The sequence below is a fragment of the Labrys monachus genome (genome assembly GCF_030814655.1).
Taxonomy (GTDB): domain Bacteria; phylum Pseudomonadota; class Alphaproteobacteria; order Rhizobiales; family Labraceae; genus Labrys; species Labrys monacha.
In genome coordinates, this window is sequence record NZ_JAUSVK010000001.1 from 1,867,513 (window position 1) to 1,891,752 (window position 24,240).

The 24,240-nt window shown below is 68.1% G+C and carries 22 protein-coding genes; 18 read left to right on the forward strand and 4 right to left on the reverse strand.

Features of this window, described 5'->3' with window-relative positions:
- The first annotated feature begins 50 nt into the window (after window positions 1-50).
- Together J3R73_RS08465 and J3R73_RS08470 are read left to right on the forward strand one after the other, a co-directional pair.
- Window positions 51-338 carry a BrnT family toxin gene (locus J3R73_RS08465; RefSeq protein WP_307425001.1) on the forward strand — a complete coding sequence of 96 codons (288 nt, stop codon included), beginning with the start codon at window positions 51-53 and terminating at the stop codon, window positions 336-338.
- Entirely contained in the window at window positions 319-672 is a 354-nt protein-coding gene (locus J3R73_RS08470; protein WP_307425003.1) for a helix-turn-helix domain-containing protein, read from the forward strand. The genes J3R73_RS08465 and J3R73_RS08470 overlap by 20 nt, the downstream gene beginning before the upstream one ends.
- Window positions 673-747: 75 nt before the next feature.
- Here J3R73_RS08470 and J3R73_RS08475 read toward each other — a convergent pair whose 3' ends face one another.
- The gene (locus tag J3R73_RS08475; RefSeq protein WP_307425005.1) at window positions 748-2,616 is read right to left on the reverse strand and encodes a sigma-54-dependent Fis family transcriptional regulator; all 1,869 of its coding nucleotides are present in this window, start codon (window positions 2,614-2,616) and stop codon (window positions 748-750) included.
- A 510-nt stretch (window positions 2,617-3,126) separates the two neighbouring features.
- Between J3R73_RS08475 and J3R73_RS08480 the strand changes: the two genes are divergently transcribed.
- The 16 genes from J3R73_RS08480 (at window position 3,127) to J3R73_RS08555 (ending at window position 19,985) form a co-directional block, all read left to right on the forward strand.
- Entirely contained in the window at window positions 3,127-4,179 is a 1,053-nt protein-coding gene (locus J3R73_RS08480; RefSeq protein WP_307425008.1) for an NAD(P)-dependent alcohol dehydrogenase, read from the forward strand.
- Between the two features lie 672 nt (window positions 4,180-4,851).
- Window positions 4,852-6,522, forward strand: coding sequence for an aromatic/alkene/methane monooxygenase hydroxylase/oxygenase subunit alpha (locus J3R73_RS08485; protein WP_307425011.1), 1,671 nt, complete (start codon window positions 4,852-4,854; stop codon window positions 6,520-6,522).
- Between the two features lie 106 nt (window positions 6,523-6,628).
- Window positions 6,629-7,678, forward strand: a complete 1,050-nt coding sequence (locus J3R73_RS08490; RefSeq protein ID WP_307425014.1) for a 2Fe-2S iron-sulfur cluster-binding protein — start codon at window positions 6,629-6,631, stop codon at window positions 7,676-7,678.
- Between the two features lie 46 nt (window positions 7,679-7,724).
- Complete coding sequence (locus J3R73_RS08495; RefSeq protein WP_307425016.1) at window positions 7,725-8,795, forward strand: aromatic/alkene monooxygenase hydroxylase subunit beta; 1,071 nt, start codon at window positions 7,725-7,727, stop codon at window positions 8,793-8,795.
- A gap of 5 nt (window positions 8,796-8,800) precedes the next feature.
- Complete coding sequence (locus J3R73_RS08500; protein WP_307425019.1) at window positions 8,801-9,172, forward strand: MmoB/DmpM family protein; 372 nt, start codon at window positions 8,801-8,803, stop codon at window positions 9,170-9,172.
- A 131-nt stretch (window positions 9,173-9,303) separates the two neighbouring features.
- Window positions 9,304-10,326: an amidohydrolase family protein gene (locus tag J3R73_RS08505; protein ID WP_307425022.1), complete on the forward strand. Its 1,023-nt coding sequence runs from the start codon at window positions 9,304-9,306 to the stop codon at window positions 10,324-10,326.
- Between the two features lie 5 nt (window positions 10,327-10,331).
- A complete protein-coding gene (locus J3R73_RS08510) occupies window positions 10,332-11,117 on the forward strand; it encodes a metal-sulfur cluster assembly factor (protein ID WP_307425026.1) in 786 nt (261 codons plus the stop codon).
- Between the two features lie 255 nt (window positions 11,118-11,372).
- Window positions 11,373-13,004 carry a molecular chaperone GroEL gene (locus J3R73_RS08515; RefSeq protein ID WP_307425028.1) on the forward strand — a complete coding sequence of 544 codons (1,632 nt, stop codon included), beginning with the start codon at window positions 11,373-11,375 and terminating at the stop codon, window positions 13,002-13,004.
- Between the two features lie 148 nt (window positions 13,005-13,152).
- Window positions 13,153-13,647: a hypothetical protein gene (locus J3R73_RS08520; protein ID WP_307425031.1), complete on the forward strand. Its 495-nt coding sequence runs from the start codon at window positions 13,153-13,155 to the stop codon at window positions 13,645-13,647.
- A 70-nt stretch (window positions 13,648-13,717) separates the two neighbouring features.
- On the forward strand, window positions 13,718-15,778 hold the full coding sequence (locus tag J3R73_RS08525) for a sigma-54-dependent Fis family transcriptional regulator (RefSeq protein WP_307425034.1): 2,061 nt from the start codon (window positions 13,718-13,720) through the stop codon (window positions 15,776-15,778).
- A gap of 21 nt (window positions 15,779-15,799) precedes the next feature.
- Entirely contained in the window at window positions 15,800-16,264 is a 465-nt protein-coding gene (locus tag J3R73_RS08530; protein ID WP_307425036.1) for a hypothetical protein, read from the forward strand.
- On the forward strand, window positions 16,264-16,578 hold the full coding sequence (locus J3R73_RS08535) for a hypothetical protein (protein WP_307425039.1): 315 nt from the start codon (window positions 16,264-16,266) through the stop codon (window positions 16,576-16,578). Before J3R73_RS08530 ends, J3R73_RS08535 begins: the two co-directional genes overlap by 1 nt.
- A gap of 5 nt (window positions 16,579-16,583) precedes the next feature.
- Window positions 16,584-17,696, forward strand: a complete 1,113-nt coding sequence (locus tag J3R73_RS08540; RefSeq protein ID WP_307425040.1) for a WD40 repeat domain-containing protein — start codon at window positions 16,584-16,586, stop codon at window positions 17,694-17,696.
- 37 nt (window positions 17,697-17,733) lie between these two features.
- The gene (locus tag J3R73_RS08545; RefSeq protein ID WP_307425043.1) at window positions 17,734-18,000 is read left to right on the forward strand and encodes a hypothetical protein; all 267 of its coding nucleotides are present in this window, start codon (window positions 17,734-17,736) and stop codon (window positions 17,998-18,000) included.
- 91 nt (window positions 18,001-18,091) lie between these two features.
- Window positions 18,092-19,123, forward strand: coding sequence for an ATP-dependent DNA ligase (locus tag J3R73_RS08550; protein WP_307425047.1), 1,032 nt, complete (start codon window positions 18,092-18,094; stop codon window positions 19,121-19,123).
- A 46-nt stretch (window positions 19,124-19,169) separates the two neighbouring features.
- On the forward strand, window positions 19,170-19,985 hold the full coding sequence (locus J3R73_RS08555) for an IclR family transcriptional regulator (protein ID WP_307425050.1): 816 nt from the start codon (window positions 19,170-19,172) through the stop codon (window positions 19,983-19,985).
- A gap of 55 nt (window positions 19,986-20,040) precedes the next feature.
- Here the strand turns inward: J3R73_RS08555 and J3R73_RS08560 are convergent, their stop codons facing one another.
- From J3R73_RS08560 to J3R73_RS08570, 3 genes are all read right to left on the reverse strand, one after another.
- A complete protein-coding gene (locus J3R73_RS08560) occupies window positions 20,041-21,444 on the reverse strand; it encodes an FGGY family carbohydrate kinase (protein WP_307425052.1) in 1,404 nt (467 codons plus the stop codon).
- A 130-nt stretch (window positions 21,445-21,574) separates the two neighbouring features.
- Window positions 21,575-22,819 carry an FAD-dependent oxidoreductase gene (locus tag J3R73_RS08565; RefSeq protein WP_307425054.1) on the reverse strand — a complete coding sequence of 415 codons (1,245 nt, stop codon included), beginning with the start codon at window positions 22,817-22,819 and terminating at the stop codon, window positions 21,575-21,577.
- The gene (locus J3R73_RS08570) at window positions 22,812-24,233 is read right to left on the reverse strand and encodes an NAD(P)/FAD-dependent oxidoreductase (protein WP_307425056.1); all 1,422 of its coding nucleotides are present in this window, start codon (window positions 24,231-24,233) and stop codon (window positions 22,812-22,814) included. The genes J3R73_RS08565 and J3R73_RS08570 overlap by 8 nt, the downstream gene beginning before the upstream one ends.
- Window positions 24,234-24,240: the final 7 nt, after the last annotated feature.

The following is a 24,240-nucleotide window of genomic DNA, read 5'->3' on the forward strand; positions in this document are numbered from 1 at the left end:
ATCCGCCATATATATCTCTTGATGGGTGTGCGGGATTCCCGTATTCATGCATGAACGAACCAGCCGAGTTCGAATGGGATGATGTGAAGGCGGCGGCAAATAGAGCCAAGCACCACATCTCCTTTGAGTTCGGTGTTCGTATCTTTGAAGACGCGAATCGGATCGAGTTTGACGCATCGCGTCCCGGCGATGGAGAGATCCGCTTCAAGGCTGTCGGGCTCATCCAGGATCGCCTGTTCACGGTGGTCTTCACGCTCCGTGGCGACGTTTGCCGGATTATCTCGGCACGTCGCGCCAACGCCAGGGAAGAACGCAGCTATGGCGATCGTCCGATATAGGCCCGGCCCGGCCCCGATCATCCTCTCCGGTGAGGACGAGGCGCGTCTCGATGCCATGACACCCCGGGAAATCGAGCAAAACACGTTGGGTGATGCCGATAATCCCCCGTTGACTGACGATGAACTCGAACGAGGGCGCCTCGGCCGCTCGGTACGAAAGATTCGCGAGGCGACCGGGCTGAGCCAGGACAAGTTCGCCAAGCGTTTTCACATCAATCCCTCCCGGCTCAGGGATTGGGAGCAGGGACGGTTCAAGCCGGATTCGGTCGCTCTCGCTTATCTGAAGGTGATCGAGAAGAATCCGAAGGCCGTCGATGACGCGCTGACGGCCTGATACGGCGGTATTCCCACTGAGGGAATCCGTATGCGGGGTCGGCGCCCTACGACATGGAATGGACGGCCGGCTCGCCTATCGCACATGCTTGTAGACGGTCGTGCGCGACAATCCGAGCGTACGCGCGGTGACGGCGATGTTGCTGCCGGCGGTGGTATAGGCGGCGCGGATTTCCCGGCAACGGATCCGGTTGAGCGGGTGGCCGGCGCAGGCGTCGCAGGCCTCCTGGTCCTCCGCGTCGCCGGGGTCGAGGGCGTCCTCGTCGACGAAGGTCATGCGGCCGCGAAGATAGGCGCGCTGCAGCGTCGCCTGCAATTCCCGGATATTGCCCGGCCACGGCCCTCGGCGCAGGCGCTCGATCGCGGCATCGGTGATCGCCGCCTCGGGCGCGATCGCCTGCATCAGGTGCCGGACCACGGCGGCGAAATCCTGCCGCTCGCGCAGCGGGGGTAAAGCGAGGGTGAAGGCGTTCAAACGGAACAGCAGGTCGGCCCGGAACCGCCGCTCCCTGACCAGCGCGGCGAGGTCGGCATTGGTGGCCGATACGATCTGCACGTCGACCTTGCGGGTCTTCTGGCCGCCGACGGCGCGGATCTCCATGCTGTCGAGGAAGCGGAGCAGGACCGTCTGGGCCGGGGCCGGGATGTCGGCGACCTCGTCGAGGAACAGCGTGCCGCCGTCGGCGAGGCGGGCGAGGCCGGGCGCGCCGTCCTGGCGGGCATTTGTGAAGGCGCCGCGCTCATGGCCGAAGATCTCCGAGACGAACAGTGTCTCCGGCAGGGCGCCGCAATTGAGCGCGACGAATTCGCCCCGCCGGCCGCTCACCGCATGGACATGGCGCGCCATCAGCTCCTTGCCGGTGCCGGTCTCGCCGCAGATGTGGACCGGCATCCGCATCCGCGTCGCGTCGGCGAGGCCCTCCATCGTGCGGCGCAAAGCAGGATCGAGGCAGACGAAGCCGGGCGCGGCCGGCGGGGCGGCCGCCGGCGCCGGCCCGGGCGGGAGGCGCCCGCGCCCCGGCAGATCCGCCGCCGGGGCGCGGGCGCCGATCTGCCGGCAGACCATGAAGACGGCGCTGCCGGCCCGGTCGCGGATGCGCACCACGCCGCCGTCGAGCAGCCCGTCCATCGCTGCGCCGAAGCGGCCTTCGAAGAGATCCTCGAAATGGCAGCCGGCGGCGGCGGGAAGCCCGGCCAGCATGGCCTGGCCGGGGCGGTTGAGCGAGGAGACCGCGCCGTCGCGCGACACCGCGATCAGGCCGGCCGAGAGGGTATCGAGATATTCGGCGCGCGGATGGAAGGCGAAGATGAAGAGATTCGACCGTTCTTGATAGATCAGTCCATTTTCGATCTGCGCCGCCGCCATCCGCACGAGGGCGTGGGTATGCTGCTGGCGGGCCTCGTGGGAGCAGGAGGCGTCGAGCAAGCCCACCAGCTGCCCGCCGGCATCGAGGATCGGCGCGGCCATGCAGCTGAGATGGCCGTGGCTGCGGAAATAATGCTCGCGCCCGTAGATCGCCACGGGCTCGCGCTGCCGGACGGCGAGCCCGAGGGCGTTGGTGCCCCGTTCTGCCTCGCCCCAGGCGCTGCCCGGAATGATGGAGCGGCCGCTGCGGCTGTCGGCGAAATGCTGGTCGCTGATGGTGTCCAGCACCACGCCGTCCGGATCGGCGAAGGCGATCAGGAAGTTCGATCCGGCGATCTGGGCATGCAGGAGCTGCATCTCGGCCAGCGCGAGCCTCCGAAGGCCGCTGTGCTCCTCGCGCAGGCGCTGCACCAGCGGGAAGGGAACGACGACGTCGCGCGGCTCGATGCCCGGATCGAGGCCGAGATCGCGGCAACGCTCCCAGCTCGAAGCGACGAGCGACGACAGCGCGCCGGACGGGATGCGCCGGCCCTCCTCCAGGGCGGAACGGGCACGCTCGATGTTCGACAGCGGCTGCATGGATCCTCCTGGGATAGGCTGTTTTTGTTCAGGGAGCGCGGACGCTCCGTCCCTTGCGTCAGGTTTGCAGCACCGGCTCCCTTCTCCCGGTCGGGACTCCGCATTTCCTTCGGAAATGCATGGGGTACCGGCAGGGGGATGAGGGCCTAAAACGTCGACGCGGATAGCTCGATCGTCACGCTCGAACCGTCGAAGTTCAGACCCTCATTCGGCGCTGCGCGCCACCTTCTCCCGCACCGGGAGAAGGAAATCGCGTCGTTTTCTGCAGATCCGGCGCCCGGGGGAATTTCGCGCATGATAGCTTTCCCCTCAGTCTCCTCTTCTTCGCCGAAATGGCAATGACCAGAATCTGGACAATGTCGTGAACAGCATTGTCCAGCCGCTTTACGCCTTCCCTAGACATCATGTTCCGCAACACATTGAAATGGCGCGATTTTCGCGGATGGCACGCCGCGTGCAGCATCTCCCGAAAACAATCCGGGCATTCCGCCCGCTGCGGGAGAGAGCACCATGAAGGCACAGGTCCTGAACCAGTATGACGAGACGCTCGGCGCCGACCGCTGGGTCACGCTCCAGGACGTTCCCGATCCCAGGATCGCGAAATCGACCGACGTCATCGTCCGCATCGGCGGCGCCGGGGTGTGCCGCACCGACCTCCACATCATCGAGGGCGTGTGGAAGCCGCATATGGATCCGACCGGCGACAGGCTGCTACCGCTGATCATGGGGCACGAGAATGCGGGCTGGGTCGAGGAGGTCGGCAAGGAGGTCGAGGGCATCAAGGTGGGCGATCCCGTGATCGTGCACCCGAAGATCTCGGGCGGCACCTGCCTCGCCTGCCGCCGCGGCTTCGACATGCACGGCCCCGGCACGTTTCCGGGCCTCGACAGCAATGGCGGCTATTCCCAATATCTGTGCACGTCGGAGCGCAACATCGTCGCGCTGCCGCGCACGCTGGCGCCCAAGGACGTCGCGCCCTATTCGGATGCCGGCCTCACGGCCTATCGCGCCGTGAAGAAGGCGACGCGCCACCTGCTGCCGGGCGAGCGCTGCGTCGTCATCGGCGCCGGCGGCCTCGGCCATATCGGCATCCAGTGCCTGAAGGCGATGTGCGCCGCCGACATCATCGTCGTCGACAAGTCGGACGCCTCGCTGGCGCTGGCGGGCAAGGTCGGTGCCGACGAACTGGTCAAGGCCGATGGCAACGAGGTCGAGGCCGTGCTGGCGCTGACCGACGGGCAGGGCGCCGAGGCGGTGATCGACTTCGTCGGCGAGAAGGGAACCACGGCCAAGGGCCTCGCCATGACCCGGGCGATGGGCAGCTATTATGTCGTCGGCTATGGCGAGGACATCCGCGTGCCGACCGTCGACATGGTCATCACCGAGAAGAACATCATCGGCAACCTCGTCGGCACCTGGGCGGAACTGGTGGAGCTGATGGCGCTGGCGGATCGCGGCCTCGTCAATCTCGCCACCGTCGAATATTCGCTCGCCGACGCCAACAAGGCGCTGCAGGACCTCAACGCCGGCAAGATCCACGGCCGCGCCGTCCTGATCCCGTGAGCGGACGACGGCTCATCGGCTCGGCCTGCAGTCTTCGTGTCATCCCGGACGCGATGCGGCACTCAGTGACGCTTCGCAGATCCGGGATCGCCGGCCGAAAAGGGCGCTCTTGTCGTCTTGCGATCCCGTGTCTGCATCGCGCCACTGTGTGGCGCAATGCGCACGGGATGACGCAGTGCCTCTATTGCGAAGCAACATAACAGTATTGCGCCGCAATATTTTCTCAATTTGCATCACTGTCGCAAATTGAAACAGTCCATATCCCGAAAGACTCCGAGGGAGCGGCGATTTTCCGGGATATACGGTAGAATAAAGCCTCAAACGTGCCGATACGACTGTTGTTCAAACTGGCACGACGTTTGCATTGCATATCCCAGAACAATGATGACTGGTCCGTCAGGGCACGCCACGACAAGAACGAAGGGGAGGATGACCGGCTCGGGAGCATTGCATTCCATCGGCGCGCGAAGTGGTTTCCACCGGGATGTCATCCCGGGTTTTTGGGAAACGGACCTTCGCTCTCCGCGAGCTCCCACGGTCGTTTGAAACCTTTGCCGATAGCAAGCGAGAGACCGCACCCCCCGCCGGGGCTGCGGTGCCCCATGCATCCGCGCCCTTCGGGGTACGGCGGAATATCGATGTGGACTTCGACCCGATGAGGAGATGGATAAGATGTCAGGCACACTGACCCTCAACAAGATCACCGCCCAGCGCGGCATTTCGGTCGGCGAGGCGGCCAAGAAGATCGCCGATCTCGGCTGGAACCCGTCCTATGTCCAGGAAGCGATGACCTTCCCGACGGACTACAAGATCACCAAGGCGCCGAAGGACCCGATGAAGCAGGTCCTGCGCTCCTACTTCCCGATGCAGGAGGAAAAGGACAACCGCGTCTATGGCGCGCTCGACGCCGCCCTGCGCGGCGACATGTTCCGCAATGTGGAACCGCGCTGGGTCGAATGGATGAAGCTCTTCCTGGCGATCATCCCCTTCCCGGAAATCTCGGCCGCGCGCTCCATGGCGATGGTCGGGCGGCTCGCTCCCGGCGAGGACCTGCGCACCGGCTTCACCATGCAGATGGTCGACGAGTTCCGGCACTCGACGATCCAGATGAACCTCAAGAAATGGTACATGGAGAACTATATCGACCCTGCCGGCTTCGACATCACCGAGGAGGCGTTCGGCAAATGCTACGCCACCACCATCGGCCGCCAGTTCGGTGAGGGCTTCATCACCGGCGATGCAATCACCTCGGCCTGCGTCTACCTGACCGTGGTGGCGGAGACTGCCTTCACCAACACGCTGTTCGTCGCCATGCCCTCCGAGGCCGCCCGCAACGGCGACTATGCGCTGCCCACCGTGTTCCTGTCGGTGCAGTCGGACGAAAGCCGCCATATCGGCAACGGCCATTCCATGCTGATGTCGATGCTGAAGGAGCCGGAGAACCACCTCCTGCTCGAGCGCGACATGCGCTACGCCTTCTGGCAGAACCACGCCATCGTCGATGCGGCCATCGGCACCTTCATCGAATACGGCACCACCAATCGCGACAAGAACAAGGAATCCTATGCGGAGATGTGGCACCGCTGGATCTTCGAGGACTATTATCGCACCTACATGCTGCCGCTGGAAAAATACGGCATCAAGATCCATCACGACGACGTCCAGACCGCCTGGAAGCGCCTGACGGAGAAGCATTACGTCCACAAGGTCGCGCAGTTCTTCTCGGTGGGCTGGCCGCTCAATTTCTGGCGCATCGAGGCGCAGACCGACAAGGACTTCGAGTGGTTCGAGCATAAGTATCCGGGCTGGTATGCGGAGTTCGGCGAATATTGGAAGTGGTACGAGAAGCTCTCGCATCGCGGCCAGACGGTGATGACCTTCAACACCGACACCGGCTATGTCTATCCGCATCGCTGCTGGTCGAACCTGGTGCCGTGCCTCATCCGCGAGGACATCGTCACCGACGAGATCGACGGCCAGATCTACACCTTCGGGCACGAGATCGACCGCTGGACCGCGGTCGAGGCTTTCGCCGGCGAATATCAGGGCCGCCCGACCCCGGCGATGGGCCGCTTCAGCGGCCGGCGCGAATGGGAGAGCGTCTACCACAATTGGGACCTGGCCGACGCCATCCAGGATCTCGGCTTCGTGCGCACCGACGGCAAGACCCTCATCCCGCAGCCGCATCTGCGCTTCGAGGACAAGGAGATGTGGACCCTCGACGACGTGCGCGGCCATGTCCTCAAGAGCCCGCTGCTGACGCTGCGCGAGATGTCGCCCGAGCAGCGCGAGGCGCATCTGGCCGAATACCGCAAGGGTTTCACCATCAACCCCTGCCACTGAGCCGATCCCTCGCCGAAAGGCATGCGGGGCCGGTCCGCCGGCTCCGCACCGCCATCCCATCATCGCCTGTCGTTTCGAAATCCTGAGATTCCGGGGAGGCTCCCGCATGGGCGCGACCAATACCGTTCGGCTGCATCCGGTCGGCGTCGAGTTCGAGGTCGAGGAGAACGAGACCGTGCTCGAAGCCGCCTTCCGCCAGGGCATCGCCCTGCCGCATGGCTGCAAGGAGGGGCAGTGCTCGGCCTGCAAATGCATTCTCACGGACGGCGAGATCGAACTGAAGAAATATTCGACCTTCGCCCTCAACGAGATGGAGCGCGGGCAGGACCATATCCTCCTGTGCCGGACGCTGGCCTATTCCGACCTCGACATCGAGCTCCTCAACTATGACGAGGAGCTCCTCTCGAAATCCATCCCGGTCAAGACCATCGAAGGCACGGTCACGGGCGTCATCGATCTTACCCACGATATCCGGCGCCTCGAGATCTCGCTCGACCAACCTCTGAAATTCTGGGCGGGACAATATGTCGACATCACGCTCCCGGGGGCAGAGGCGCTTACGCGTTCGTTTTCCATGGCAAATACGCCGGGCGAAAGCGAAAGGCTCGCCTTCATCATCAAGAAATACCCGAACGGACGCTTCTCCTCAAAGCTCGACGGGGAACTCACTCCCGGAACGCGACTCCGCATCAAGGGACCCTACGGAACCTGCTTCCGACGGGAGAACCGAAACGGAGCGGTGATCCTGGTCGGCGGCGGCTCGGGCATGTCGCCCCTGTGGTCGATCCTCCACGACCACATCGCTTCAGGCGAGCAGCGGCCGGTCTATTTTTTCTACGGCGCCCGGACCCGCAATGATCTGTTCTATCTCGACCGTCTTGCCGAGATCGCGGCGCAGAACCCCGATTTCACCTTCGTGCCCGTTCTCTCCCACGCCGGTGACGACGGCGATTGGCAGGGTGAGAAGGGTTTCGTCCACGAGGTGGTGGGAGCGCATCTGCGCCGTCTTGGGCTCGGCGAGGACGTCGACGTCTACGCCTGCGGGCCGGCGCCGATGATCGAGGCGCTGACCCCTGTCCTGAACATGAACGACGTCGAGGCGGAACGAACCTTCTTCGACAAATTCACGCCGGCCCCGGCCGAAGTGCCGGCGTGAGGAACGACATCCTCCAGAAGTCCGAAGACCAGCAAGGGAGTTGATCATGAGCACCGTAGAGACCAGCCCGGTGAAATCGGGCGCCGCCGGCTCGGCGATATTCGCCGATTCAGACAGCCGGAAATACCGCTATTTCGAGCCGCGCAGCAAGAGGGCGACCCATTACGAGGACGTCACCGTCGACGTCCAGCCCGATCCGGAACGCTACCTCATCCAGAACTGGATCATCTCCTTCTCGAACGGGAAGGGGGCCTACAACAAGGACAACACCCAGGCGCTGAGCTCCAACTGGCACGCCTTCCGGGCGCCGGACCAGGAGTGGGAGCGCACCCATTACCAGCGCCAGTCGAAGATCGAGGCGATGGTGCAGTCGGTGATCGCCAATGGCCGCAAGGCCGGCGCCCCCAAATCCTTCGACAAGGCCTGGGTCAAGGTCCTGCAGAACCATCTGGGAGCCTGGAAGCATGCCGAGTTCGGCCTGGGTACCTCGCTGATGCAGGCCCAGCGCTACGGCTACACTCAGATGATCAACAATGCGACGCTGACCAACGCGTCCTACAAGCTGCGCCTCTCCCAGGACATCACCCTGTATCTCGCCGAGATCGGCATGGACATTCCCGGCTTCGACGACGAGGCGGGCAAGCGGACCTGGCTGGAGGACAAGGGCTGGCAGGGCACGCGGGAAGCGATCGAGACCATCATGGGCTCGACCGACTATCTGGAGCAGTATTTCGCGATCAACATCGTGTTCGAGCCGCTGGTCGGCGAGCTGTTCCGGTCCGGCTTCCTGATGCAGGTCGCCTCCTCGAACGGCGACTTCATCACGCCGGCCGTCATCTCCGCGGCGGAGGCCGATTACGAGCGCAACCTCGCCAACGCCATCGACCTGTTCCACCTGCTGGTCAACGACGCCCAATACAGCGACCACAACCGCAAGCTGTTCCAGGGCTGGGTCGACCGGCATGCGGCCCTCGCCGCGACCGCCGCCGCGGGCCTGCAGCCGATCTGGTCGCAGCCGCACTCCAAGCCGGTGCAGTTCGTCGATTCCCGGGCGAATGCCGTCGAACGCACCAAGAAGATTCTCGGCGAGCTCGGGCTCGAACTTCCCAAGGAGTGAAAATCATGTCCGTTGCTTCCAGGACCTCGTCGAACCAGAACATCTTCCAGAAAATGGGCGATCTCGTCTTCAGCCAGACGATCTCGCACCAGTGCGGCGTCACCATGAACGACAGCGTCGAGGCGCGCGCCATCGCCGAATTCATGGGCCAGAAGCCCAATGTGACGATCACCTACCAGCCTGCCCTGATCCGCATCGACGGCGAAGGCAAGCTCGTCTTCAAGATGGACGAGATCAGCGAGATCCTCGGCAAGGAAATGACCGCCGAGATCTTCGAGGTCAACACGTCCACCCATTACGGCCGCATGGTCCGCGTCGACGACAACACGGTGACGCTGTTCGGCGACATGGACGAGATCCGCGAATACATCGAGTAGTCCCGGCCGTCTCTCCCGGAGCCTGGGGCAGGGCCGCGGCAGCGGCCGCCGCTCTGCCCCCTTTTCCCGTCTTCGTGTTTCACGCGCCGCGGCGCCGCCGGACATCCGCCGCCCCCATTTCGGAGACCACCATGTTCAAGACCCCCTCTGGCGAAGAGATCTTCGTCGTCGACGGCCACACCCATTTCTGGGATGCGAGCCCGGAGAACCAGCGCAACGTCCATGGCAAGCAGTTCATTGAGTGCTTCTACGCCTATCACAAGGCGCTGAGCCCCAAGGAACAGCTCTGGCCGCTGCCCCAGTTCGAGAAATACAGCGCCGAGCAGATGTATAACGACCTGTTCGTCGACGGTCCCGACGACATGGCGATCGTCCAGTCGACCTATCTGACCGAATTTTACAAGAACGGCTTCAACACGATCGACCGCAACGCCGAGATCGCCCGCAAATACAAGGACCGCTTCATCGTCAACGGTTCGTTCGACCCCCGCGACGGCGAACGTGCGCTCGAATACATCCATTACATGAAGGAAACCTTCGGCATCAAGGGCGTGAAGCTCTACACCGCCGAGTGGAAGGGCGATTCCCGCGGCTGGAAGCTGAACGACCCCGGCGCCTATCGCTGCTTCGAGCTGTGCGAGAAGCTTGGCATCACCAATGTCCACGTCCACAAGGGCCCGACCATCATCCCGCTCGACAAGGACGCCTTCGACGTCCACGACGTCGACCACGCCGCCACCGATTTCCAGGGCCTCAACTTCATCGTCGAGCATTGCGGCCTGCCGCGCCTCGACGATTTCTGCTGGATCGCAGTGCAGGAGACCAATGTCTTCGGCGGCCTCGCCGTGGCGTTGCCCTTCATCCACAGCCGCCCGCGCTATTTCGCCGAGGTGATCAGCGAGCTTCTGTTCTGGGTCGGCGAGGACAAGATCCTGTTCGGCTCGGACTATGCGATCTGGACGCCGCGCTGGCTGGTGGAGAAGTTCTGGGCCTTCGAGATCCCCGAGGACATCAAGCAGGAGCGCGGCGTCGACCTGACGCCGGAAGCCAAGCGCAAGATCCTCGGCCTCAACGCCGCCCGGCTCTACGGCATCGACATCGAGAGCCAGAAGGCGAAGCTGTCGGGCGAGCCCGTCGCCGTGGCGGCGGAGTGATGGCGATGGGCGCCTCCGTGCGGACGGACCGCGTGGCCGAGGTCTGGGCGCGGCTCGGCGAGGTGACGGATCCCGAACTCGACGAGCCCGTCACCGATCTCGGCTTCGTCGAGACGGTGGCGGTCGACGGGGAGGGCGGGGTCGACGTGGTCTTCCGCCTGCCCACCTATTGGTGTTCGGCGAACTTCGCCTTCCTGATGGCCGACGACATGCGCCTGGCGGTGTCGTCGCTGCCCTGGGTCCGGGCGGTGCGCCCGCAGTTGCAGGACCACATGGTCGCGGCCGAGATCAACCGGGGGGTGCGGCTCGGCCAGTCCTTTGCGGAGGCGCTCAAGGATTTCGCCGCCGGCGAAACGCTCGACGAGGTCCGGGAGAAGTTCCGGCGCAAGGCCTTCGAGCGCCGCCAGGAGGCGGTGATCCTGGCGCTGCGCGCGGCGGGGCATGACGACGCGGCGATCTGCGGCATGAGCCTCGCCGCCTTCGACCGCGCCGATCTCGGCGAGGCCGAGGGCGGCTACCAGAAGCCGCGCTACCGGGCCCTGCTGGTCGCGCGGGGCCTGGCGGGCGAGCGTGCCTTCGTCACCTATAACGGCCGCCCGATCGCGCCGCACGAACTCCCGGCCTATCTCCAGCGGCTCAGGGCGGTGCGCATCAACATGGAGTTCAACAGCGTGCTGTGCCGGGGGCTCCTGGATGCGCGCTACAAGGAGATCGATGCCGATTTCGGCCTTGCGTGCGGCAGCGGCTGCACGCGGCATGCGCCGGCCGACGCCATTCGTGAAAGCGCGTGAACGACTGTGCAGCAACGACCGCGCAGCCCCTCATCCTCACCTTCTCCCCGCATGCGGGGAGAAGGAGCGGCAGGCGTCGTGAATCGATCCGCGAGAAGCGAGGCCGGCCGGCATTTCTCGACGTCGACGTCCCCTCTCCCCGCTTGCGGGGAGAGGATAGAGGTGAGGGGCAGCGTCACCCAACCGATCTGAACTGAGAATGACGGGACCGGCCCCTGCCGTCCCCAAGACGTGAAATCCAAGGGAGTGAAAGCCATGCCGAAGATCCTGTTGCACGATGACGAAGCCCGGCGAGCATTGGCGCGGGGCGTGCAGAAGCTGGCCAGGGCGGTCGAGCCCACGCTCGGTCCCAAGGGCATGAACACCATGGTCGACCGTCCGATCGGCACCCCGATCGTCTCGCGCGACGGCGTCACCATCGCCTCCGAGATCGAACTGCCCGACCGCTTCGAGAATATGGGCGCCCAGGTGGTGCGTGAGGTCTCCATGCAGACGAACGAGGTCGCCGGCGACGGCACCACCACGGCGATGGTGCTCGCCAATGGCCTGATCCAGGGCGGCGTGGCGGCGCTCGAGCGCGGCGCCAAGGCGGTGGACCTGTGCAAGGGCATCGACATGGCGGTCGAACTCGTGGTCGAGACCCTGCGCAACTCGGCCATCGCCGCCTCGGACCGCAAGACCCTGCAGGCGGTGGCGACCATCGCCGCCACGGATGCCCATCTCGGCGGCCTCGTCGCCGAGGCGGTCGAGCGCGTCGGCCGCAACGGCATCATCAGCTCGGATTACGGACTGACGACCAATACCACGCTGGAGGTCGTCGAGGGCATGTCGTTCGACCGCGGCTATCTCTCCCACCATATGGTGACGGATGTCGAGAAGATGGAGGTCGTCCTCGACGAGCCCTTCATCCTGCTCACCGACCTCAAGATCATGGCGCCCGCCGAGCTCGCGGGCATCCGCAAGGCGGTTGCCGAGACGGGCCGGCCGCTCGTCATCGTCGCCGAGGAGATCGCCCCCGACGTGGTGATCACCCTGCTCGGCAACGGCAATCGCGGCAAGGTGCTGGTCGTCCACCCGCCGGAATACGGCCATTGGCGCAAGGCAATGATGGACGACCTCGCCATCATCACCGGCGGGCGCGTCATCGCCCGCGATCTCGGCGGCCGGCTCGACCAGGCCGGCCTCGCCGATCTCGGCACCGCCCGGCAGGTTCGCTCCAGCGCCCGCGAGACGGTGATCATCCGCGGCGGCGGCGACGAGGCGGCCATCGCCGCCCGCCGCCAGCAGGTCGCCAGGCAATATGACCTCGCGCCCCCGAACATCGAGCAGGACAAGCTGAAGGAGCGCCTCGCCAAGCTCTCCGGCGGCTCGGCGGTGATTCTGGCGGGCGGCGTGACGCCGGTCGCCCAGAAGCGGACGATCCAGCTGATCGACGATGCGCTCAGCGCCACGCGCGCCGCGGCGGAAGAGGGCATCGTACCCGGCGGCGGCACGGCGCTCGCCCAATGCGCGGCGATGGTGACGAAGACGCTCGGCAACATCAACGGCGATTTCGGCGTGGGCATCCGCCTCGTGCGCGAGACGCTGTCGCGGCCGGCGGCCTTCATCGCCCGCAATGCCGGCCATGACGCGGACGCCGTGGTAGCCGACCTCCTGAAGGCGCCGCCCGGCACCGGCTTCGACGCCGCCAAGGGAGCCTTCACCGACATGGTCGCCGCCGGCATCGTCGACCCCGTCCGCGTCACCACGGCGGCCCTGCGCAACGCCGCCTCGGTCGCCACGCTGGTGCTGACCACCAGCACGCTCGTCGTCGACATACCCGAATTCTCCGATCCGACCGCCGGCCCGGCGCTGGGCGGCGGCGCCGAAAAGCTCGGCAGAGCGTGATCGACGGCGGCGATGTCGCAACGGGATACTGCCCCGGGGTCGCCGGATGAGGTAGAATGGCTGGATGCGGAGCTCCGGGTCCGGCGGAAAAGAGGCGGCTGACAAGCCTCGGGATCGGCAACCGGCCGCAGAATGGGAGGAGGACGACATGGTCCACATCATCTCCAAGCGCGATGGACCGCGAAAGGAAGACGTCGAGATCAGGAGTTTTCTCGACCGCAACCGCGCCACGATCGACGGCCTCGCCGATCGGCTCACCGGCGGGGCCTGGCGCGAGATGCGCAATCCCAAGCCGCCGCAGCAGCCCGATCCTTCGGGAACCCTGTGGTTCACGCCGCCGAGCCGCCCGCAGGAGGCCGAGCCCTATGTGCGCATCAGCCTGAACGGCCGGGTGGTCGTCGCCGATCTCGCCACCGGCCGCCAGCTCCAGTTCCTCGGTGCCGTCGCCGGCAGGGGGGAGGGGCGGCATTTCGCCCTCGCGACGCGAGAGAACGGCTTCTTCGAGCCGATCGAGGCGGAGGCGGGCTGCGCGCTCGCCGATCTCGACGGTGTCCTCCTGCCGGACGGCGAGGCGGAGGACATGCTGAAGCAGGAGATCGCGGTCCGGCTCGGCCTGGCGCCGGCGCGGGAGGGCGCCGGGTGAGGCCGTCATGGCCCGAGACGACAGCTACCCGGCGCCGCCGGCCGGTGATCCCGCAAATTCGAGGTGTCCGATGATGAAGCAGGGGTTCGCGCCGAGCTCGCCTTTTCAGGGCGGATGTGTTCCCGACGGCCTCGGCGATGCGGAAGCGGATCAGGGACCTCTCTATGACGAGCGGGAGACCATCAGGGCCTGGGAGACCTTCCTGACGCGCGGCGACGAGGCGGGAAGCGTGGCGGTGCGCAGCGTGATCGAGCGCTCCTGGGAGCGCAGCGCCCGGCTCGGCGTGGACGCGCGGGGGCGCGGCTCCAATGTGCTGGCTGATCCGGACCGCCTCTACGAATTGCAGTGCCAGAACGACGACCTGCTCGGCTCCACCACCGAGACCTTCCGCCGTGTCGCCGAGGTGCTCAGGGATGCCGCCACCATGGTGGTGATCACCGATGCCGAGGGCGTCGTGCTCAAGGTCGGCGGCGACCGGCGCACGATCGACGAGGGGCACGACATCCGCCTTGAGGTCGGCGCGGCCTGGGGCGAGAACGTCACCGGCACCAACGGCATCGGCACGGCGCTGATCACCGGCCAGCCCGTGCATGTCCATGCCGCCGAGCATTTCGCCGAGGGGATCAAGAACTGGACCTGCGTCGGCGCGCCCATCCGCAGCCCGCTCGACGGCACCATCATCGGCATCATCGACTTCTCCGGGCCGCAGGCGATCTTCCACCGGCACAATGTCGCCCTGGCGGTGCTGGCGGCCAACCATATCGAGCTCGCCCTGTCCGAAAGGATCCGCATCGACCGGATGAGGCTGCTCGAAGCCTGTATCGGCCGCATGGGCGGCACCGGCAACGCCGATGGCGTGGTCGTGCTCGACCGCTTCGGGCGGGTCGTCCACCATAACGACATGGCGTCCCTGCGCTGGCGGGGCCTCGTCGGCGCAACGGAGCTGCAGGTGGGAACCCGGCTCGTCGACGTGCGCAGCCCGCTGTCGCGCGACGATCTCGCCGACCGCCTGCCGGAAGCGTTGCGCGGGCAGGGCATCGAGCCGCTGCTCGTCGACGGCGTGATCCGGGGGGCGATGCTGGTGCTGGCGCCGCAGCCGCGGGCAAGCCGCCCGGCGCCGGAGGGCCAGGCCAGGGCGCGGGCTCCGCTGGAAGCGGCGCGGGCGGCGATCGTCGGCTGCAGCCCGGCGCTGCTGCAGGCGGTCGAGAAGGTCGAGCGCGCCGCGCAGGGCCGGACGGCCATCCTCCTCGAGGGCGAGACCGGCGTCGGCAAGGAGCTCTTCGCCCGGCTCGTCTCCGCCGCCAGCCAGGCCACCGGCAAGGAGCCCTTCGTGGCCTTCAATTGCGGCGCCGTCTCGAAGGAGCTGCTCGGCGGCGAATTGTTCGGGCACGCGCCCGGCGCCTTCACCGGCGCGACGCGGGAAGGCCGCCCCGGTCGGTTCGAAACGGCGCATGGCGGGGTGCTCAGCCTCGACGAGATCGGCGAGATGCCGCTCGAGCTCCAGCCCTATCTGCTGCGCGTGCTTGAGGAGCGGGCGGTCTACCGCCTCGGCGACAACAAGCCCCGGCCCGTCGACGTGCGCCTCGTCGCCTCGACCAACCGCAACCTGAAGCAGGAAGTGGCGGAGGGCCGTTTCCGCAAGGACCTGTATTTCCGTGTCGGCGCCGTCCGGGTGGTCATTCCGCCGCTGCGGGAGCGCAGCGGCGACATCGAGATCCTGATCGACCATTTCAATCGCGAGTTCTCGGCCACCTATGGCAGGCCGCCCTTGCGCCTCGAAGCGGATGCGCTCGATCTGCTCCGGCGCCACGACTGGCCGGGCAATGTGCGCGAGCTGCGCAATCTCGTCGAGAATCTCGTGCTGATGTCGACCCACGACACCGTCGGTCCGGAGGATTTCCCCGAGGAGTTCAGGGAGGCGGTGGCCGCGGCGCGGGAGGAGACCGGCGACCGGCTCCCGCCCGGCGGGGAGGACGAGGCCGAGGTAGCCCGGCTCGACGAGGCCGAGCGGCGGGTGATCGAACGGGCGGTCGTCACCGCCAGCGGCAATATTTCGGCCGCGGCCAGCCGGCTCGGCGTCTCGCGCAGCACGCTCTACCGCAAGCTGCACCAATATCGCTCGCAGGCCTGAGGGCAGAAGACGGAGAGGACGATGGCGTCGGAACCGGCCGGCCGGCAGGAGGGAGGACAAGATGCGGCATCCCTGCTCGCCTCCGAGATCCTGTCGCGGGCCGACCGCGACCTCGCCTTCGTGATCCGCCTGGTGGGCGAGAGCCAATATCTGCTGGTGCGCCATTTCCAGCTCTTCATCGAGGACCAGCTCGCCCGGCGCGGCGTCGTCTATGGCGACCATCCCCTGCTGCGCCCCTTCATCGAGACCCATGCGCGGGAACTGGCCGAGTTCGTGCTCAACGGCGTCGGCCTCGAGCACCAGTTCGGCCTGCAGGCGATCGAGACCCTGGCCGGGGATCCGATGCGCCTCCTCAGGGTCGATCTGTGGGACTCGCTGCGCTCGCATGTCGAGGATGCGCAGCGCCGCTTCGTATCGGGGGTCGGCGGGCTGCAGCGCATCCTCGCCGACGTCGAAGCCGGCCCGCCGGCGACGGGGAGGGCATGATGAGCGACTCCGATGGGTCCATCGCCGCGATGCTGCGGGAGCGGCTGCGGATCGTGCAGGAGGTCTCGCGCCTGACTGCGCGGCATCTCCTCAACCAGCAGATCGCCGGCGGAGCGGACTTCGCGATCATGCGGATGGAAGGCGAGCGCGAGGACGGCGAGACCCCCGAGGCCCGGGCCGCCGCCCTGCGGGAGGAACTGCAACGGCGGGACGCGGCGAGGAGCGCCATGGTGGCGGACGATATCGCGCTGGCCGGGCTCGAAAGCCAGATCGAGGAACTGGACAGGCGGATCGCCGCCGTCGAACGGGAGTGAGGGCCATGGACAGGACGGAAGAAACCGCGACGCTCTACAGCCTGTTGGCGCGGCAGTGGTCGGTGGGCGCCGGCGTGGAGCGGCTTTGCTTCGATGCCGCCGAGGGTGCGGTCGCCTTCGCGCTCGCCGATGGGCGGGTGGCACTGGCGCGCATGCAGGATGCCGAGCCGCCGGAGGACCGCTACCGCATCGCCGCCGATGACGGCCGCGCCACCATTTCCCGTCGGTCTCGCCCGGTTCCGCCGGCGATGCAGCTGATCGTCGATGCGGGACCGGTCCGGCTGGCGCCGCTGGGGGAGGCGGGCTTCGTGGCTGGCGGGCGCGGCGGCCGGCTCGCCCGCCTCACGGTGGCGGAGGGCGTCGAACCCTTCGCGGATGTCGGGGGAGGGCCGGTCGCCGCCCTCGCCGTGCTGCCGGGCGGGCGAGCCGTCGCGGCGGCGGGGACCGTGCTGGCGGCCTGCGAGGCGGACGGCGTGCTTCGCCTGCTGCGCGCCGACGACGAGGAGCCCTCGGCGATGGCTGCCTCGCCCGACGGGTCCCGCCTCGCGCTCGGCGGGCCGCACGGCCTGTCGCTCCGGACCCTCGGCGGCGAGGGAGAGGCCCGGCATTTGCCCCTCGGCACGGTGTTCGAACTCGCCTGGAGCCCCGACGGCGCCTGGCTCGTCGCCTCGGTGGCGCAGGGCGGCATCGTGCTTGTGCATGCGGGGAGCGGCGAAAGCCTGCCGATCCCGGACTATCCGGCGCCCGTCCGCTCGCTCTCCTGGAGCGCGGATTCGCGCCATCTCGCCACCGGCGGCGCCTTCCGCATCGTGGTGTGGCGGGTCGACACCCTGTTCCAGGACCGCACCCGGCCGGAGAACCCGCAGACCGGGCGGGCCGGCCTCGTCCCGGTCGAGGCGGTCGACATCCATCCGCACCGGCCGCTCGTCGCGGCGGGCTATGGCGACGGCAGCGTCGTGGTGGCGCAGATCGGCAAGCGTGACGAGCTCGTCGTCAGGACGGCCGGCGGATCGGCGGTGCGCGCCCTGCGCTGGTCGCGCGACGGCCGGCATTTGGCGCTGGGAACCGAGGAGGGGCAGGCGGCGATCGTCACCTTCCCGTCGGGGCTGTTCAAGTGACGCAAGGCCGGACGCCGCCGGCAGGCGCAGGTTTCCCGTGACCGCAGACGTCTCGTCCGCCTTCGCCCGGGGCATCCCGCTCCCGGACCATGGCGGCGACCCCACCCACCGCCAGGAGGATACCATGACGACAGCCCCGAAGATGTCGGAGGAAGCGAGCAAGGACCGGTTCTTCCAGGAGATCGCCGAGCTTGCCGAGCGGATGATCGCCGCCCATGGCCGGGAATTCGCCATGGGCGCCTTCGTGCTGGCGGCCCGCTTCATCGCCGAGAACAAGCCCTTCCAGAAGAGCGCTTCGCAATAAAGCGCTGGCCCGTCGGCCTGCCGGCGGGAACAAAGCGCGGCTCCCGGCCGTATCGCGTGATCGACAAGGCTCCTGAAAGGGGGGATCCGCGATGGGCGACAGCAGCGACGTCTTCGGGCTGCCCTTGGACACGCCGCCGATGGAAGCGCGGTCCGCCGCGCAACTGCCGGAGGGGGCATGGCAGTTCGAGCCGAAATGGGACGGCTTCCGCTGCCTCGCCTTCAAGGCGGGCAAGGCGATCGAGCTCAGGGCCAAGTCCGGCAAGCCGCTCGGCCGCTACTTCCCGGAGGTGGTGTCGCTGCTTGCCGACTGTCCGGCCGAGCGCTTGGTCGTCGACGGGGAACTGGTCGTCGAGATCGACAGGCGCCTCTCCTTCGACGCCCTGCAGATGCGGCTCCATCCCGCGGAAAGCCGGATCCGCAAGCTCTCGGCGGCGACGCCGGCCCGCTTCATCCTGTTCGACATGCTGCTGTCGCCGCAGGGGGAGCGCCTGCTCGACCAGCCGTTGCCCAGCCGGCGCGCTGCCCTGGAAGCGTTCGGGCGCAGGGCCGCCGTTCCCGGCCGCCTGATCGTATCGCCTTTCACGCGCGATCGCGGGCAGGCCCTGCGCTGGCTCGGCGATGTCGGCGAGGGGGCGACGGACGGCGTCGTCGCCAAGCCGCTGGACGCGGCCTACGCTCCCGGCGAGCGGGCGATGATCAAGGTGAAGCGGCTGCGGACCGCCGACTGCGTCGTCGGCGGCTTCCGCTATGCACGCGACAGCCGGGAGGTCGGCTCGCTGCTGCTCGGCCTCTACGACGAGGCCGGCCGGCTCGACCATGTCGGCTTCACCTCGACGATCACTGACGAGGTAAGGCCTGCGCTGACCCGGCGCCTGGAAGCGCTGCGCCAGCCGCCCGGCTTCACCGGCAAGGCGCCGGGAGGTCCGAGCCGCTGGAGCACGGAGCGCAGCGGCGAATGGGAACCTCTCCGGCCGGAGCTCGTGGTCGAGGTGCGCTTCGACCACGTCACCGGCGGGCGTTTCCGACACGGCACCAAGCTCCTGCGCTGGCGGCCCGACAAGGGCCCGCGCCAATGCACGTTCGAGCAGATGGCCGCGCCCCTTGCCGATCTGCCGGCATGAAGGCTGGCGACTTTCCTGGTGTCGGTGGTATTATAATATAGGTAGAGTGCCGCCGGGCCGTTCGGCGGCCAAGGCGATCGGGGTGCGCGTGGGACAGGTTCGGGAACGCAGCATCGACAGGGCGATCCGGCTGTTCGAATGCCTGCACGCCGCCCGCCAGCCTCTGGCGGTCGCCGAGATCGCGCGCCGGCTCAAGGCGCCGCGCTCCACCATCTACGACATCGTCAACCGCTTCACGGCGGCCGGCATCCTCGAGGTCTCCGATCTCGACGGCCGCATCTATTTCGGCACCACCCTGTATTTCTACGCGGCGGACTATCTCGGTGCGAACGCGCTGCTGCGCCGCGCGCGCGACGAGGTCGACCGCCTGGCGGCGCTGACGGGGGAGACGACCGAGTTCGGCGTGCTGCAGGGCGACAAATATGCCGCCGTCCATCGGCGCCCCGGCACGCGGCTGCCCGGGCGCGATCCGGAGGCCGGGATACGGCTGCCCATCCCCTGGACGGCCGCCGGCCGGCTGCTCCTGGCCAGCATGACGCCCGACGCCATACGGGACCTGATCCCGCCGCAGGATTTCGTCCTCCCCGACGGCCGCCGCATCGATGTCGACGATTTCCTCGCCGATGTCGCGAGGGCCGCCGCGGACGGCTACTGCATCACCTCGGGATTGGCCGACAACACCGCCGCCTGCCTCGCCGTGCCCATTCGCGACCGCCGCGGCGCGGCGGTCGCGACGCTCTGCTTCATCGTCAAGGCCGACGCCGCACCCGTCGCCCGCATGGGGCTCGTCGAGGTCCTGAAGAACAGCGCGCGCAGCCTGTCGGCCGGGCCGGCCCAGGAGACATCCGGCAGGAAGCCTTGAGCATCGGGCGGAAGAGTGGATTCCGATTCTCGGTGAAAACGATGCCGTAGCGAACTCAGACCGAGCGCCAGCCGCCGCATCGCGCCAGCGCTTCGGCGTAGCGGGCGTCGGCGCCCTTGACGGGCCTGCCGGGGCTATAGGCGATGTCGGCGGAGGACGGGCCGCCGCTTTCCGGTAGGCCGGCGAGCAGGGCGCAGCCATAGGCGGTGAGTTCCGCATTGGCGCGCCTGACGATGGTCTTGCCGGTCACGTCGGCGAGAAATTGCAGGAAATAGGGGCTCGCCGTGAGGCCGCCGTCGACGGAGATGGCGTCGCCGAGGCCGATCGCCTTGTCCATGGCGCGGACGACTTCCCGCGTCTGCATGGCGATGCCCTCCAGCAGCGATTGCTGAAGGTCCTGCCGGGTGGTCGCCGTGGTCATGCCGATCCACAGGCCGGCGGCGTTGCGGTCCCATTGCGGGCAGGCGAGGCCGGACAGCGCCGGCACGAAAGCGAGGCCGCGCGAGAGGGCGGGGGGAGCCGCGAAGGCGGCCAGTTCCGAGGGGGCGTCGAGGATGCCGATCCGCAATGCCCATTCGACGACCGATCCGACATCGTAGACGCCGCCTTCGAGCGCATAGGTGGTCGCGGCCTGCGTCTGCCAGGCGACAGTCGAGATCAGGCCGTCCGTCCGCTGCCGGGCGATGTCCGGGCCGGTCACGGCGAGGGCGAAGGCGCCGGTGCCGAAGGTGATCTTGGCATCGCCGACGGCGCGGCAGCCATGGCCGCGCAGGGCGGCCTGCTGGTCGACGACCGAGGCGGTCACCGGCGTGCCGCCGATGGCGCCGAAGGCGGCGGATGTGGGCCGGATCGGCGCCAGTGCCTCGCGCGGCACGCCGAACAGCCGGCACAGGCCCTCGTCCCAGGCGAGCGTGGCGAGGTCCATCAGCGCCGTGCGCGAGGCCGTGGTGGCGTCGGTGGCGAAGGTGCCGGCGAGCCGGTCGAGGAAGAAGCTGTCGGTGGTGCCGAGGCGAAGCCGGCCGGCATCGAGCGCCGCCCTCGCCGGCGCGATGTTTTCGACGATCCAGGCGAGCTTGGAGGCGGAGAAATAGCAGTCGAGCGGCAGGCCGGTCCGCGCCGCCACCCCTTCCGCCGCGCCCGCCGCCGCGAGGCGCTCGATCGCGTCATTGGTGCGATTGTCCTGCCAGACGATGACGGGTGACAGGGGTTCGCCCGAGACGGCGTCCCAGGCGAGGCAGCTCTCGCCCTGGTTGGCGATGCCGATGGCATCGACCGGGCCGGCTGCGGCCAGGCAAGCCTCGATATTGGTGAGGAGTTCGAGCGGATCGTGCTCCACCCATCCCGGTTGCGGATAGGACTGGCGGTGGCGCACGGCATGGGCGACGCGCGGCGGCGCATCGTCCTCGAACACCAGGACGCGGGTGCTGGTGGTGCCCTGGTCGACGGCGGCGATGCGCATTCTGCTCTTTCCTATCCGGGAGATGGTCAGATCAAGGCGAGGTCTGCAGTGACGGAAGTGGCCGCAGCCGTCGCATTCGACATCGACGGTTGCGGCGCCCCAGATGGGCAGGCCGGCCCGATCGTCTCGGTCATGCTCCACCCCCGGGCTCGATCGCGATCTCGATAGCGTCGATGCCTTCGGGCAGGTCGATGCCCTGGAGCGGCACCAGGATGCGACGTTCCGGCCTTGTATCGATGCGGCGCGACCACAGGAGGCGGCCGCCGGCCCTGACGGTCAGCCGGCCGGCGCTCTCGGTACCGACCCGAAGCTGGATGGTGCCGGTGAGGCGAGAGGATCCCGCCAGCGAGAGAGACTGCGGAACCGCGAACCGGATCGGCGCGGCATGCCCGACCCGGACCGTCCGCGTCGCGACGGGCAGAGCGCCCGCGAGGTCGTCGGCGACGGCTTCGCCGATCCGGCGGCCTTCGCGGAAACACCAGCCGGCCGTCTCGATCGGGCGCAGCAGGTTGCCGGCGGCGAAATAGGCCGGATCCGAGCAGCGGCCATGCTGGTCGACCGCCGGCCCGCCGCTGCCGCGGTCGAGGGCGAGCGTGCCCATGCGGACCAGCGCGGCCTCGGGCAGGAAGCGGCCGGTGAAGAGGACGCCGTCGCAGGCGAGCCGGCTCTTCCGCCCACCGGGGCCGTCGATCTCGACATGGGTGACGCGCGGCAGGCCGGCGATGTCGCCGAGGCGCGAGCCGTAATGGACGGGAATGCCGAGAAGGCGCGGGAAGAGGGAGAGCGGCCAGCGCGCCGTGGCGCGCATGCCTTCCTCGACGACGGCGACCGGCCGGATGCCGTGCCGCATGCAGGTCCACAGCGCGGAGAGGCCGACCAGCTCGGTGCCGACGACGACGGGACGCCGGAACGGCTTCAGCCGCTTCAGGTAGATGTAGGATTGCAGCGCGCCGGTGTTGATCACGCCGATCGGCCGGTCGCCGGAGGCGAGCCGCGCCGCGCGCGTCGCCTCCCGCGCACCCGTCGCCAGGATGATGCGCCGCGCGGCCACGGTGCGCACGCCTTCCGGCGCCGCCACCGTGAGCCGGCCGCCCGGCTCCAGCGACACCACGCTGTGGCCGGTACGGAGGTCGACGCCGGCCGCGGCCGCCTCGGCGCGCAGGCGGCGGGCGTAGCGCGGGCCGGTCATCGGCCGGCCGAACTCGCGGATGCCGAAGGGCGGATGGCCGCAATGGCGGGGTATGCCGCCCGCCTCGCTCTCGCGTTCGAGCACGAGGACCCGGGCGATACCCCGGCGGCGCAGGGCGATGGCGGCGGCGAGGCCGGCGGGGCCGCCGCCGACGATCGCGACATCGGTGTCGATCGGTTCAGGCATCGGCGTCACCCGCTGCGAGCGGCTCGGCAAGGCGGCCCGCCGTCAGTTCCGCCAGGCGGGCGCCGCAATAAAAGCCCTGGCAGCGCCCCATCGCCGCCCGCGTGCGGCGCCGCAGGCCGCCGAAATCGCCCGGGGGCAGGGGCGAAGCGAAGGTGGCCTCGATCTCGCGGCGGGTGACCATCTCGCAATGGCAGACGATCTCGCCATGGTTCGGCGCCTGCCAGTCGCGGGGGCGGTGCTCGGCCAGGTTGGGGACGGGCGTCCAGACGGGGTCTTCGAGCGGCGAGGCCTGCCAGCCTTCGCCGGCGAGCAGTTCGGCGACATGGGCGGCGAGGCCGAGGGCGGCGGTGAGGCCGGTCGAGCGGATGCCGCCCACCGTGATCCAGTGCCGGTCCTTCTCATGGCGGATGCGGTATTCCTTGCGCTCGGTGGCGGGGCGAAGGCCGGCATAGGCCGCATTCACCGGCATGCCGTCGAGCGCCGGCACGAACTCGACGGCCTTGGCGATCAGCGCCGCCAGGGTCTCCGCCTCGATGGTGGCGCGGTCGCGCTCGTCCTGCTCCTCCGCCGTCGGGCCGACGAGCAGGTTGCCGTAGATCGTCCTGGTGAGCACGATACCCTTGGTCCGCTCCGTCGGCACCGGCAGGAGGATGGTCGTCAGCAGTCCGGCCGCCGGCTTGTCGAAGACGACGAACTGGCCCTTGCGCGGCCTGATCTCGAAGCTCGCATCGCCGAGGAGGAGGCGCTCGATGCGGTCGCCCTGGAGGCCGGCGCAGTTGACGATGCGGGCGGCCCGGACGGCGCCGCGTGCGGTCTGCAGCGTCCAGGCCTCGCCGTCGAACGAGCCGCCGCAGACCTCCGCCCCGAACAGCGCCTGCGCCCCGTTGGCGAGCGCCTGGGTGAGATAGGCGAGCGGGGTCGACCAGGGATCGATGACATGCTCGCGGGGCACCAGCACGGCCCCGCGCAGATGCGGCGCCAGGGCGGGCTCGCGCGCCAGCACCTCCCGCCGGCCGAGGCGGACGACGTCGCCGACGCCGTTTCGCCGGGCCTGCGCCTCGATGGCGTCGAGTTCATCTTCCTCGGCCTCGTTCCACGCCACCACCATCGCGCCGGTTTCGAGCAGCGGCAGGCCGAGCCGCTCGCGGATGTCGAGGAATTCCGCATGGCCGCGCTGCATGAGCGCGCATTCGAGGCTGCCCGGCGGGGCATCGAAGCCGGTATGGAGGAGCGCGCTATTGCCCTTGCTGGCGCCGGCGAGAATGTCCGGCGCCTTCTCCAGGAGAACGACGCGGGCGCCGAGCAGCGCGAGCCTGCGGGTCACGGCGCAGCCGACGACGCCGGCTCCGATCACCGCGACGTCGGCCGTCCCGATCCCGCTGATGCGATTGCTATCGGCGATGGCCTCTGGCACGTTGATC